At 69.0% G+C, this 12,476-nt stretch carries 14 protein-coding genes; 7 read left to right on the top strand and 7 right to left on the bottom strand.

Annotated features, from left to right (window positions below; genetic code table 11):
- Positions 1–77 precede the first annotated feature (77 nt).
- Together A5773_RS18575 and A5773_RS18570 are read right to left on the bottom strand one after the other, a co-directional pair.
- Positions 78–1,028: a M56 family metallopeptidase gene (locus tag A5773_RS18575; RefSeq protein ID WP_066954168.1), complete on the bottom strand. Its 951-nt coding sequence runs from the start codon at positions 1,026–1,028 to the stop codon at positions 78–80.
- Between the two features lie 14 nt (positions 1,029–1,042).
- Positions 1,043–1,462, bottom strand: coding sequence for a BlaI/MecI/CopY family transcriptional regulator (locus tag A5773_RS18570; protein WP_066954170.1), 420 nt, complete (start codon positions 1,460–1,462; stop codon positions 1,043–1,045).
- A gap of 288 nt (positions 1,463–1,750) precedes the next feature.
- Here A5773_RS18570 and A5773_RS18565 point away from each other — a divergent pair, with 288 nt between their 5' ends.
- Positions 1,751–2,164: a PaaI family thioesterase gene (locus A5773_RS18565; protein WP_066954173.1), complete on the top strand. Its 414-nt coding sequence runs from the start codon at positions 1,751–1,753 to the stop codon at positions 2,162–2,164.
- 85 nt (positions 2,165–2,249) lie between these two features.
- Here the strand turns inward: A5773_RS18565 and A5773_RS18560 are convergent, their stop codons facing one another.
- The 4 genes from A5773_RS18560 to A5773_RS18545 all read right to left on the bottom strand — a co-directional run bounded on the left by A5773_RS18560 (position 2,250) and on the right by A5773_RS18545 (position 5,977).
- A complete protein-coding gene (locus tag A5773_RS18560; RefSeq protein ID WP_066954176.1) occupies positions 2,250–3,638 on the bottom strand; it encodes an NAD(P)/FAD-dependent oxidoreductase in 1,389 nt (462 codons plus the stop codon).
- Between the two features lie 188 nt (positions 3,639–3,826).
- Positions 3,827–4,207, bottom strand: coding sequence for a DUF4189 domain-containing protein (locus A5773_RS18555; protein ID WP_066954179.1), 381 nt, complete (start codon positions 4,205–4,207; stop codon positions 3,827–3,829).
- 115 nt (positions 4,208–4,322) lie between these two features.
- Positions 4,323–5,240 carry an LLM class F420-dependent oxidoreductase gene (locus A5773_RS18550; protein WP_067792050.1) on the bottom strand — a complete coding sequence of 306 codons (918 nt, stop codon included), beginning with the start codon at positions 5,238–5,240 and terminating at the stop codon, positions 4,323–4,325.
- Positions 5,241–5,299: 59 nt separating this feature from the next.
- Positions 5,300–5,977 (bottom strand): SDR family oxidoreductase, encoded by a 678-nt coding sequence (locus tag A5773_RS18545; protein WP_066954185.1) that lies wholly within the window; start codon positions 5,975–5,977, stop codon positions 5,300–5,302.
- 251 nt (positions 5,978–6,228) lie between these two features.
- Here A5773_RS18545 and modA point away from each other — a divergent pair, with 251 nt between their 5' ends.
- From modA to A5773_RS18515, 6 genes are all read left to right on the top strand, one after another.
- Positions 6,229–6,993, top strand: coding sequence for a molybdate ABC transporter substrate-binding protein (gene modA / locus A5773_RS18540; RefSeq protein ID WP_067792047.1), 765 nt, complete (start codon positions 6,229–6,231; stop codon positions 6,991–6,993).
- A gap of 101 nt (positions 6,994–7,094) precedes the next feature.
- Positions 7,095–7,898 (top strand): ABC transporter permease, encoded by an 804-nt coding sequence (locus tag A5773_RS18535; RefSeq protein WP_197507895.1) that lies wholly within the window; start codon positions 7,095–7,097, stop codon positions 7,896–7,898.
- The gene (locus tag A5773_RS18530; protein WP_067792041.1) at positions 7,895–9,013 is read left to right on the top strand and encodes a sulfate/molybdate ABC transporter ATP-binding protein; all 1,119 of its coding nucleotides are present in this window, start codon (positions 7,895–7,897) and stop codon (positions 9,011–9,013) included. The genes A5773_RS18535 and A5773_RS18530 overlap by 4 nt, the downstream gene beginning before the upstream one ends.
- 107 nt (positions 9,014–9,120) lie before the next feature.
- Entirely contained in the window at positions 9,121–10,170 is a 1,050-nt protein-coding gene (locus A5773_RS18525; RefSeq protein WP_067792038.1) for an alanine and proline-rich secreted protein Apa, read from the top strand.
- 133 nt (positions 10,171–10,303) lie between these two features.
- A complete protein-coding gene (locus tag A5773_RS18520) occupies positions 10,304–10,603 on the top strand; it encodes a GlsB/YeaQ/YmgE family stress response membrane protein (protein WP_066954198.1) in 300 nt (99 codons plus the stop codon).
- Between the two features lie 46 nt (positions 10,604–10,649).
- On the top strand, positions 10,650–11,678 hold the full coding sequence (locus A5773_RS18515; protein WP_067792036.1) for a zinc-binding alcohol dehydrogenase family protein: 1,029 nt from the start codon (positions 10,650–10,652) through the stop codon (positions 11,676–11,678).
- Positions 11,679–11,684: 6 nt separating this feature from the next.
- Here A5773_RS18515 and A5773_RS18510 read toward each other — a convergent pair whose 3' ends face one another.
- Positions 11,685–12,449, bottom strand: a complete 765-nt coding sequence (locus A5773_RS18510) for a CPBP family intramembrane glutamic endopeptidase (protein WP_067792033.1) — start codon at positions 12,447–12,449, stop codon at positions 11,685–11,687.
- Between the last annotated feature and the right edge of the window lie 27 nt (positions 12,450–12,476).

The following is a 12,476-nucleotide window of genomic DNA, read 5'->3' as shown; positions in this document are numbered from 1 at the left end:
ACCTTGCCCAAAAGCTTTCCGTCACACTGTGGCACAGCGGACATGCGCCCGCCCGGGGTGATGGCTCCGGCGTCGCCTCAGAGGTTGAACAGGCGCCGCAATTCCGTGAGCCACGGGACCGCCAATGCGACGGTGGGCACCACGAACACGGCCGCCGCCGCGAGGTATGCGGCCGCCGACAGCGCCAGGCTGTTGCCATCGCCGCACAGCCGGCGCACGCGGACCACCGTGCTGGGGCCGCCCGCGGCCAACGCGCCCGACGGCGCCCGCCCGGACGCGCAGGCAACCAGGGCCCGCGCCAGGGGAGCGCGCCCCGCCGCGCGCACGGCGGCGTCGTCGGCGAGTAGCTCGACGAGCAGTTGAACCGCGCCGAGAGCGTTCGCGCTGCGCACCAGCCGCGGGAACGCGGCGTGCACCGCGGTGAATGCCTCGAGAACCAGGTCGTGCCGGGCTCGCAGATGAGCCCGCTCGTGGGTGAGGATCGCCGCGACTTCCGCATCGGCGAGCGTGCTCAGCGCCCCCTCGCTGACCACCACCCGGCTGCGCACGCCGGGCAGGCAGTAGGCCAGCGGCTGCGCAACATCCAGGACGCGAAGGTCGCGCGTGTGGGCGCAGGGCTGGGGGAGCGCGGCGTCGTGGCCGACGCCGACCAGATCGACCACCATGCGGTGGTGGGCGCGCCGTCGCCGGTTGGCGATGGCCACCCGCATCACCGCGACCACCAATCGGGCGCCGACCAGCACGGTCAGCGCAAAAACGCCGACGTATGCCGCCCACAGCGGCCAGCCGAGCCGGCCGGCATCGCCGACGATGCTGGTGGTGGGCCGGCCGTCGGGACCGGGCATGAGCAGCCGAGTGGCGATCGCGATGCCGGCGCTGAATGCGGAGAGGACCGCGGCCAGCGCGATGGCCTGCCACAACACCATCGCGGCGCGGGGAGCGCGCAGCGGCCAGCTCGCGCGTGCCAACAAGGCCGGCACCGGACCGACCAGCAGCACCGCGAGGATGGTGAAGGCCAGCGCGGACACGCTGTCAGTCTCCCTCAGTCCTCCGTCAACGCGCCAGCGGATGGCGAGTTGTTGCGTTGATTGGCTTCCAGTTCGGCGAGCGCTCGCCGCAGGGCGTCCGCTTCATCGGCGCCCACCCGCTCGACGAAGTGGACCAGGGCGGCCTGCCGGCCGCCGGAATCCTCGGCCTGGGCCAGCGCGTCGACCATGAGGCCGGCGACGAGCTCGTCGCGGCCGTGCACGGGTGCGTATCGGTGCGCGCGGTCGTCCCGGATCTGGGAGACCAGATTCTTCTTGGCAAGCCGTTGCAGGACGGTCATGATCGTCGTGTAGGCAAGGTCGCGTCGCGCGGATAACGCGTCGTGGACCTGCCGGACCGTTTGCGGTTCCGGCGCGGACCACAAGTGGTCCATCACGGCGCGTTCCAGATCCCCGAGCCGGGTCAGTTTCGCCATAGTGCGTTCTCTCCTGAGCGTCGAGCAACATCCTACTCCGGGTTACTACCGACGGTCGTACCCAAAGCTTCCCACGGCCGGCCGAATTGGTGCTTGCGAAATTAGGACAGCCTTGCCTATGCTAACCGAGTCGAGCGAACGACGACCGCGGCGAGTCCTGAGGGCTGCAGTGACCCCCGGTCGCCTCGATCGGCGAGCCCCGTGTCCCAGCGGCACGGGGCTCAGCCGTTTCTTGGGCGCCCGTCCCGCCGCGAGCGCCGACATCGACCGATGGTGTAGACACAGAACGTGCCTCAGCCTCCGGAAACGACCTTGCCGCCGGATTTCACCGCGCCCTTCGATCAGGAGATCGGGCTGCAATTCACCGAACTCAGCCCCGACGGCGCCCGCGCCCAGCTCGAGGTCACCCCCAAACTGCTGCAGCCGATGGGCCTCGTGCACGGCGGTGTCTACTGCTCGATCATCGAAAGCATGGCCAGCGTCGCGGCCTACACCTGGCTCGCCACCCGCGGCGGCGGGAATGTCGTGGGAGTCAACAACAACACGGACTTTCTGCGTTCCATCGGATCGGGGATGGTGTACGGCGCCGCCGAGCCGATCCACCGCGGCCGGCGCCAACAGTTGTGGCTGGTCACCATCACCGACGCCGACGACCGGGTGGTCGCCCGCGGCCAGGTGCGGCTGCAGAACCTCGAGGCGTAGCGAACCGGTATTCACCAATTACGCTATCCCGCAATGGCTTTCGCGAATACCGCGATTCGACGCCAGTACGTGGCGGGCCGACCGGTTAGCTAGCCCGCCTGGCGGCCGCAGGGCGCTTCGCCTCCGCGGCGAGCACCGCCAGCTGTTCGATGCGGGTGCGGGCGAAGGCCTGTTGCTCGGTGATGGTCAGCTGGCCGCGCCGCGTGCTCAGGAACGTCACCGTCCACGACAGCAGCGTGCTGACCTTGGTCTTGAACCCGACCAGGTAAACCAGGTGCAGCACCAACCACATCAGCCAGGCGATGAAGCCGCTGAACTCCAGCGGGCCGACCTTGGCCACCGCGGAAAACCGCGAAACGGTGGCCATGGAGCCCTTGTCGAAGTACTGGAACGGTTCGCGCTCTGCCGGATTGGCGCCGCCCAGTTCGGCTTTGATCATGCCGGCGACGTACTTGGCGCCCTGAATCGCGCCCTGAGCCACGCCCGGAACGCCTTCGACGGCGGCCATGTCACCGATCACGAACACGTTCGGGTGGCCCGGGACCGACAGGTCGGGCAGCACCTTGACCCGCCCGGCGCGGTCGAGTTCCACCGACGACTGCTCGGCAAGGTCTCGGCCCAGCCCGCTGGCCTGCACGCCCGCGGACCACACCTTGCATGCGGACTCGATGCGCCGGATGGTGCCGTCGGAGTCTTTGACCGTGATGCCGTTGCGGTCGACATCGGTGACCATCGCGCCCAACTGGATCTCGACACCCATCTTCTCCAGTCGGGCGCGCGCCCGCGCGCCCAGTTTGTCGCCGAAGGGCGGCAATACGGCGGGGGCCGCGTCGAGCAGGATTACTCGCGCCTTGGTGGAGTCGATGCCGCGGAACGAGCCCTTCAGCGTGTGGGCCGCCAATTCCGCTATCTGCCCGGCCATTTCGACGCCGGTGGGTCCGGCGCCGATGACGGTGAACGTCAGCAGCTTGGCGCGTCGTTCCGGATCACGCGAGCGTTCGGCTTGTTCGAACGCGCTGAGGATCCGGCCGCGCACCTCCAGTGCGTCGTCGATCGACTTCATGCCGGGCGCGAATTCGGCGAAGTGGTCGTTGCCGAAGTACGACTGTCCGGCGCCCGCGGCGATAATCAGGCTGTCGTAAGGGGTTTCGTAGGTGTGGCCGAGCAAATCGGATACGACGTACTTGCCGGCAAGATCGACATGCGTGACGTCACCGAGCAGCACCTGAACGTTGCGCTGCCGGCGCAGGACGACGCGGGTGGGCGGGGCGATGTCGCCTTCGGAGACGATGCCCGTCGCCACCTGGTACAGCAATGGCTGGAACAGGTGGTGCGTGGTGCGCGCGATCAGTTTGATGTCGACATCGGCGTGCTTGAGTTTCTTTGCCGCGTTCAGCCCACCGAATCCCGAACCGATGATGACGACCTGGTGGCGACGTTCGGTTCCAGCTGTGGTTTCCGGTGGGGGGATCATGTTTCCGCTGCTCCTGACGGGGGCTTTTGGACACGCGACTGCAGTTAGCCACAACGCTAGTCAGGCGGATACCCGGAAACCTAGTTGATACCCATGTGTTGTTTGCAACACTAACGGTGTGCGGGCCGAAGTGCCTGGTGGGCATCGGGCACTGTGGCGCAGTTATCAGCTATTGCACGAAGCCGGCATCACTGGCTGGAGCCCTCGCCCGCACAGTGGTCGTGGCCTGCCTGGATCGTTCCGCCGGGGGCACGCTCGAGCGCCTGGGCTTCGGCTTCTTCGCGGGTCGGACCCCAGCCGCCGAAGTATCGGGATTTGGCCGCATTCAAGACGAGTGCCACGCACCCGCCCTGCCCGCTGGCCAGCAGCCGGCAGTCGCTGATGCTCTTGCGGCACGACTCCATCACCGCCTTCTCGGCCGCGCCCTGGCTGGCCGCTCCGTCGGCGATGTTGATGTGGCCGGTGGAGTCCGAGATCGCCATGGCGATCCAGTTGTTGTCCGCATGGGCGATCGGCGGCGCGGCGAACGCTACGCCGGCCGCGACCGCCGCCAGGGCTCGTTTCTTCATGGCCGTCCCGGCCCCTTACTTCTGCGCTGCGCCGTTGTGGCACAGGTAAACGCTGCTACATGGAGTATTACCGCGGCGGCACCAATCCGCGACCCCACATGAGCGGCGTCGGCGGCTACAGGCCGACGACCGGGCGCAGCGCTTCTCCCACCGCGCTGATCACGCCGGGGGTGTAGAAGGGCAGGTTGATGATCACGCCGCCGATGCCGGCGTCCACCACTTTGGTCTTGATCTGGTCGGCGACCGAATCCGGGCCGCCGACCACCATGCGCTGCGTCATCTCGGCGGGAACCTGGTCGGCCTTCGCGTTCTCGTCGATCAGCACGGTGGTCAGGGTGCTGGTTTCCAGCGTCGCCGGGTCCCGGCCGATCTCCTCGCACCGCCGCCGCACAACCTCCAATTTGCCTGGCAGCTCGTCGAATCCGGCGATCACGTTGAGGTGATCGAAGTGGCGCGCGGCCAGCGGGATCGTCTTCTTCTCGCCGCTACCGCCGATCATCAGCGGAATGTGTTCGCGGAAGCGCGGATTCGCCATGGCCTCGCGGACCTGGTACCAGTTGCCCGAGAAGGTTGGCCGCTCGCCCTTGATCATCGGCAGGATGATCTGCAGCGCTTCCTCGAGCCGGTTGAACCTGTCGGTGAAGGTGCCGAATTCGAAGCCCAGCTGGTCGTGTTCGAGTTCGAACCACCCGGTACCGATGCCCAGGATCGCGCGGCCCTGGCTCACCACGTCGAGGGTGGTGATGATCTTCGCCAGTAGCGAGGGGCTGCGGTAGGTGTTGCCGGTTACCAAGGTGCCCAACTGAACTCGTTCGGTGGCGGTGGCCAGCGCCCCCAGGGCGGTGTAGGCCTCCAGCATCGGCTGGTCGGGATCGCCCAGCATGGGGAGTTGGTAGAAGTGGTCCATTACGAAAACCGAGTCGAAACCAGCCGATTCGGCCTCGCGGGCCTGAGCCAGAACAGTGGGGAAGAGTTGCTCCACCCCGGTGCCGTAGGAGAAGTTGGGTATCTGCAGACCGAGTCGAATAGCCACGCGATCTACCGTAGTGCGGCGCCGGGCGCGACGATACCGCTCGGCGGGGGATTACGCCCTCAGCCGAATTGGGTGAGCGCGCCGTGGCTGACGTGCAGCGTCTGGCCGGTGATGTGGCGGGCCGCCGGGGTGGTCAGGAACAGCGCCAATCGGGCCACCTCGCCGGCGACCGACGGCGGCGTGCGGGAGAGACCGTCGTAGCCGGGCTGGGCGCTGCGCCCGCTGGCCACGGCGTTGACCGTGATCCCTCGGGTGCCGAAGATGCCCGCCTGGCCCGCGACCCAATTCGACAGGGTCGCTTTGATGGCGGCGTCAACGCTTCCGGCCGGCGGGTTCTCGGGCACCACGCTGATGATGGAGCCACCCGAGCGCAGATGATCACCGACGGTCTGCACCGTCAATACCGCCGAGAGCACAGTTGCGTCCAACGCATTCCGCCATGCAGTGGCCGTGTCGGCGATCGAGTAGGTGCGCGGGTCGCCGGCTTCCCAGGAGGGCGCCGGTACGTTGACGATGGTGTCCAGATGATGGGGGAACGAGGCGCGGGCCTCGGTCAGGCTTGCCGGGTCGGTGGTGTCGCAGACGATCGCGTCCACGTCCAATTCCTTGGCGGCGACCTCCAGGTCGCTGCGCCGCGCACCCACGAGGGTCACCTTGTGACCGGCATCGCGGAAGCCTTCGGCCACTGTGCGCCCCAGTTCGGTGTCTCCACCGGTGACCAGCACCTCCACTGCCATGACCTCCTCGTGTTCAACGTTGAACCCAGACCCGGGCAGTTCCGTGTGGCCATCCACAGGACGCCGGGGGATTTGCCTGGGATCTCAGCGCGTTATGGCATCGATCTGCCTAGATGTTACTGGACAGTAGCTAGTCGGCGAAATTGTTGACGCTGCGACGCGCGGATCATTTGCATAACTACTCGGCGGACACTTTTTTGCGACGTTAGCCCCGCAAGCGGGCCGCATCCTCGGCGGGTTAGGGTGCACGCATGCGGCGGATCGGGATCGTGGCCGGCGTGGTGTCGTTGGTCCTGGCGACGGGCCTGGCCGGGTGCGGTTCGAAACCGTCCCCGCAGGGGTCGGGAAGGCTGGTGGTGTTCGCCGCCGCCTCGCTCAAGCCCGCGTTCACTCAGATCAGCGCGCAGTTCAAGACCCAAAACGCGGGCAGCAACGTCGAATTCGACTTCGCGGGATCCTCCGAACTGGCCACCCAGTTGACGCAGGGCGCGACCGCCGACGTCTTCGCGTCGGCGGACACCGCACAGATGGACACCGTCGCCAAGGCCGGACTGGTGTCGGGTAACCCGACGAACTTCGCCTCGAACACGCTGGTGATCGTCACCGCGCCGGGCAACCCCAAGCAGGTCGGCTCATTCGCCGACCTCGCGCGGCCGGGGCTGGGCGTGGTGATCTGCCAGAAGCCGGTCCCGTGCGGATCGGCGACCCAGCGGGTCGAAGACCGCACCGGCGTCCACCTCAACCCGGTGAGCGAGGAACCGAGCGTGACGGACGTCCTCAACAAGGTCACCACCGGCCAGGCGGATGCCGGGCTGGTTTACGTGACCGATGCGCACAGCGCCGGGGACAAGGTGACCCCCGTCAGCTTTCCGGAGGCCGCCGGCGCCGTGAACGTCTATCCGATCGCCGTGCTGAAGAACGCCCCGCAACCGGCGCTGGCGCAACGGTTCCTGGCCATGGTGACCGGCGGCACCGGTCAGAACATCCTGGCCCAGTACGGCTTCGTCAAGCCCTGACGCGTGCACCCGGCGGAACTGCCGCACGCTGGCCGTTTCCCAACACGCCCAGCGCTAGGTTGAGCCGGGGTAGATCTCCGGCCAGGTTTAAGGAGGCACGTATTAGAGAGCCTCGCACGCACCTGCCTCGGTGGGTGTACCTCCCCGCCGCGGTGGGGACCGCGTTCGTGGTGCTGCCGTTGCTGGCCATCGCGATCAAAGTCGACTGGCCGAACTTCTGGTCGTTGATCACGAGCCCGTCGTCACGGACGGCCCTGCTGCTCAGCCTCAAGACCGCCGCGGCCAGCACCCTGCTGTGCGTGCTGGTCGGCGTGCCGATGGCGTTGGTGCTGGCCCGCAGCACGGCGCGGCCGGTCCGGCTGATGCGGCCGTTGATCCTGCTGCCGTTGGTGCTGCCGCCGGTGGTGGGTGGGATCGCGCTGCTCTACGCGTTCGGGCGGCTCGGATTGCTCGGCCGGTACCTCGAAGCCGCCGGCATCAGCATCGCGTTCAGCACCACCGCGGTGGTGTTGGCGCAGACGTTCGTCTCGCTGCCGTTCCTGGTGATTTCCCTGGAGGGCGCGGCGCGCACCGCCGGCGCCGACTTCGAGGTCGTGGCGGCGACCCTTGGGGCGCGTCCCAGCACCGTCTGGTGGCGAGTCACCCTCCCGCTGCTGCTGCCGGGCCTGATGTCGGGGACGGTGCTGGCGTTCGCCCGCTCGCTGGGGGAGTTCGGCGCGACTCTGACGTTCGCCGGGTCGCGCCAAGGAGTCACCCGCACGCTGCCGCTGGAGATCTACCTGCAGCGGGTGACCGACGCCGACGCGGCGGTGGCGTTGTCGATCCTGTTGGTCGCCGTGGCGGCGGTAGTGGTGCTGGGGTTGGGCGCGCGCCGTCTGACCGGCGCCGAAGCGAGGCAACCGTGAGTGACCTGCAGCTGCGCGCCGTCGTGGCGGATCGCCCGCTGGACGTCGAGTTCTCCGTCTCGGCGGGCGAAGTGCTGGCGGTCCTCGGACCGAACGGCGCGGGCAAGTCGACCGCGCTGCACGTCATCGCGGGGCTGATTCGCCCGGATCGCGGGTGGGTCCGGTTGGGGGACCGGGTGCTGACCGACACCGAGGCCGGGGTGGACGTGACAACCCACGACCGCCGCGTCGGCCTGCTGTTGCAGGACCCGCTGTTGTTCCCGCACATGAGCGTCGCCGCCAACGTGGCGTTCGGGCCGCGCCGCCGGCGTGGCCGGCTGCGCCCCGCCCGGGCAGCGGAGAAGGCGACGGCGCTGCGCTGGCTGCGCGAGGTGGACGCCGAGCCGCTGGCCGACCGGAAGGCGCGCCAGCTGTCCGGCGGTCAGGCCCAGCGGGTGGCGATCGCGCGCGCGCTGGCCGCCGAGCCCGACGTGTTGCTGCTCGACGAGCCGCTGACGGGTCTCGACGTCGCCGCGGCCGCGGGGATCCGCGCGGCGTTGCGCGGCGCGGTCGGCCGCACCGGCTGCGCGGTCGTGCTGATCACGCACGACCTGCTCGACGTGTTCACCCTGGCCGACCGGGTGCTGGTGCTGGAAGCCGGCAAAATCTCCGAGATCGGCCCGGTCTCCGACGTGCTGACGGCGCCGCGCAGCCACTTCGGGGCGCGCATCGCCGGCATCAACCTGGTCAACGGGACGGTCGGCCCGGACGGCTCGCTGCACGCGCGCTCGGGCACCCGCTGGCACGCGGTCCCCAGCCTCGAGGGCGGCGACCAGCTTGCTGAGGGACGGACCGCGATCGCGGTCTTCCCGCCCACGGCGGTGGCGGTTTATCGGGAGCGGCCACACGGTAGCCCGCGCAACACGGTCGAGGTGACGGTGGCCGAGATGGACATTCGCGGGTCGGCGGTGCTGGTGCGCGGCGGGCAGCAACCCGATGGTGCCCCCGGGCTGGCCGCGGAAATCACCGTCGACGCCGCCTCCGAGCTGCGGCTGGCACCCGGGGAGCAGGTGTGGTTCTCCGTCAAAGCCCATGAGGTGGCGTTGTATCCGGCGCGCAGCGAAAGGGGCAATTGAGCGCCTGGCCGCGCTGCGGGTTGCACATCGGCAACATCGGCAAAACGGCATCGCAATTGTCCGCAAGGCTCCTTGCGTCACAGCGGTAACACGGTAGGTTCGTCGCCATGGACCAGGTGGAACCCAACTCGACGCGTCGCAAAGGTCTGTGGGCGACGCTGGCGATAGCCACGGTGACCAGTGCCAGCGCCGTCACGCTCGCTTTGCCGGCGACCTCGTACGCCGACCCGGAAGTCCCGACTCCGGTCCCGCCGGCGACGACGACCGCCCCACCTCCCGCGGCCGCCCCGGCCGCTCCCGCAACCACTCCGCCGCCGGCCGCTGCGGCGCCCGGCGCTCCTCCGGCGCCGGTCGATCCCAACGCGCCCGTGCCGCCGCCACCGCCGCCCGTCGATCCGAACGCGCCGCCACCTCCGCCGGCTGACCCCAACGCCGGGCGGATCGCCAACGCCGTGGGTGGCTTCAGCTACGTCCTTCCCCCCGGCTGGGTGGAGTCGGACGCGTCGCACCTCGACTACGGCTCGGCGCTGCTGAGCAAGACGACGGGGCAGCCGCCGCTGCCCGACCAGCCGCCGCCGGTGGCCAACGACACCCGCATCGTGATGGGCCGCCTGGACCAAAAGCTTTACGCCAGTGCCGAAGCCAACAACTCCAAGGCCGCGGTGCGGCTCGGCTCGGACATGGGTGAGTTCTTCCTGCCGTATCCGGGCACCCGAATCAACCAGGAAAGCACCTCGCTCACCGGGGCCAACGGCGTCACCGGCAGCGCGTCGTACTACGAGGTCAAGTTCAGCGACGCCTCCAAGCCCAATGGCCAGATTTGGACCGGCGTCGTCGGGCTGCCCGCAGCGAACACGCCGAACGGCGGACCGCCGCAACGCTGGTTCGTGGTGTGGCTCGGCACGGCAAACGACCCGGTCGACAAGGGCGCGGCCAAGGCGCTGGCCGAGTCCATCCAGCCCTGGGCGGGCCCGCCCGCGCCGGCCGCTGGTGCCCAGCCGGCCCCGGGCGCCCAACCCGCGCCCGCGGCGCCGGCAGCCCCGGCACCCGCTCCGGCTCCAGGAGCCCCGGCGCCCTCACCGGCTCCGGCGCCCGCGGCGGCGGGAGAGGTCAGCCCCGCTCCAGCGCCGGCGCCACAGCGGACGCAATCGACCTGACGTGCGATCGGCGCGTCAGGATGATGCGCCAACCGTCTCCGAAACGGAACCTATTCCGTTACGCAAAGCGGGTATACCGAGATGATGGCCCAGCAACTCGCTGGGCTTTGCCAGCGATTGCAAGGAGACCCGCATGGACGTCATGGCAGCTACCGAATATCTGGCCCGCTCAACAACGTTCACCAGCGTCGGCATCATTGGATACATCATCATCGGTGGTCTGGCGGGTGCGCTCGCCAGCAGGATCATCAGGGGCAGCGGCGCCGGCATCCTGATGGACATCGTGATCGGCATCATCGGCGCCTTGATCGGCGGCTTCATCCTGAGCTTCTTCGTCAACACCGCGGGTGGTGGCCTGATCTTCACCTTCCTCACCGCGTTGCTCGGGTCGCTGATCCTGCTCTGGATCGTCGGCATGGTGCGGCGGACCTGATCAGTTAGCACGTTGCGGCCGTGGTGGTTAGCGGCATGATGGACGAATGGTTCCACCGCTAACCTCCACGACCATGCGCGCGTGGCGGGTGCGCCGGCCCGGTCCGATCGATACCGGCCCGCTGGAGCAAATCACCGCCGACGTGCCGCGCCCCGGGCCGGCGGAGTTGCTGGTCGCCGTGCGGGCCTGCGGGGTTTGCCGCACCGACCTGCACGTCACCGAGGGCGACCTGCCCGTACACCGCGACCACGTCACGCCCGGCCACGAGGTGGTGGGCGAAGTCGTCGAGGTTGGCCCGGAGGCGGGCGACGAATTCCGGGTGGGAGACCGGGTGGGGATCGCCTGGCTGCGCCACACCTGCGGCGTGTGCAAGTACTGCCGCCGCGGCGACGAGAACCTCTGCCCTCAATCTCGCTACACCGGCTGGGACGCCGACGGCGGCTACGCCGAATTCGCCACTGTTCCAGCCGCTTTCGCGCACCGACTGCCGGGCGGTTACAGCGACAGCGAGTTGGCGCCGTTGCTGTGCGCCGGCATCATCGGCTATCGCTCCCTGCTGCGCGCCGATCTGCCACCGGGCGGACGGCTGGGTCTGTATGGGTTCGGCGGCAGCGCCCACATCACCGCGCAGGTCGCGTTGGCGCAGGGCGCCGAGGTGCACGTGATGACGCGGGGAGCCGAGGCGCGCGAACTGGCGATCCAGCTCGGCGCGGCGTCGGCGCAGGGCGCGGCCGACCCGCCACCGATGCCGCTGGATGCGGCCATCCTGTTCGCACCGGTCGGTGACCTGGTGCTGCCCGCGCTGGAAGCGTTGGACCGCGGCGGCACGTTGGCGATCGCCGGCATCCACCTGTCCGATATCCCGCCGCTCAACTACCAGCGTCATCTGTTCCAGGAACGCCAGGTTCGCTCGGTCACGTCCAACACGCGGGCCGACGCGCGGGCGTTCCTCGACTTCGCGGGCGAACACCATATCGAGGTGACCACGCCGGAGTACCCGCTGAGCCAGGCGGATCGCGCGCTGGGCGATCTCAGCGCGGGCAGGATCGCGGGCGCGGCGGTGCTGCTGGTGTGACCGGCCTCAGGCAGTCAGGTGCCAGACCAGGGCGGCGGCCAGTGCCCCGAGTCCGTTCAGCGACCAGTGCAGCGCGATCGGCGCGATCAGGCTGCCGCTGCGACGACGTAGCCAGCTGAAGATGAATCCCGCCGCTCCCGTGGCCAGCACGGCGCCGGTCACCCCGGCCATCATCCCGACGACGCCGCCGCCGAGAATACGGGTGAAGCCGACGTTGCTGCTGGTAAGCCCGAGCGACGTCGCGACGTGCCACAGCCCGAAAAGCAACGATCCCGCCAGCGCGACGCCGCGGAACCCCCACGCCCGATGCAGCGCGCCGTGCAGCACGCCGCGGAACGCCAGCTCCTCCGGGATCACGGTCTGCAGCGGGATGATGACCATCGATGCGATCAGGGCGCCGGAGACCGTCGCGTAGCGGTGGTTCAGGAACATCGGCCGGGTCATGGGGAGCAGCACCCCCACGGCGATCACCGCGGCCACAACCAGCACCGCGGCCACCGCATAGCCCAGCCCCGACTTCCAGTGTTCGCGTCCCAAGCCCAGATCGGACCAGTCCAGACCGTTGGCGCGCATCAGGAACACCAGGCCGACGGCGGCGGCGGGGACGACGGCGATGCCGGCCCACGGGGTGGTGAAGTGCGCGACCAGGTTGGTCAGCACCAAGACGGCGATGACGACGACGATGTCGAGGTGGATGCGAACCCGGTGCAGCGCCGAGAGCTGCGAGATCACCGGATGGTGAATGTCGGGCGTCTCGGCGGCGTCAAGCATTCATCCAGCTTACCGATGGCCCCCGCC

The sequence above is a fragment of the Mycobacterium sp. 852014-52450_SCH5900713 genome (assembly GCF_001667075.1).
In the GTDB taxonomy this organism is placed as follows: Bacteria; Actinomycetota; Actinomycetes; order Mycobacteriales; family Mycobacteriaceae; genus Mycobacterium.
The sequence above is the reverse complement of the archived record's forward strand: the minus strand, read 5'-3'. Positions and strand labels throughout refer to the sequence as shown.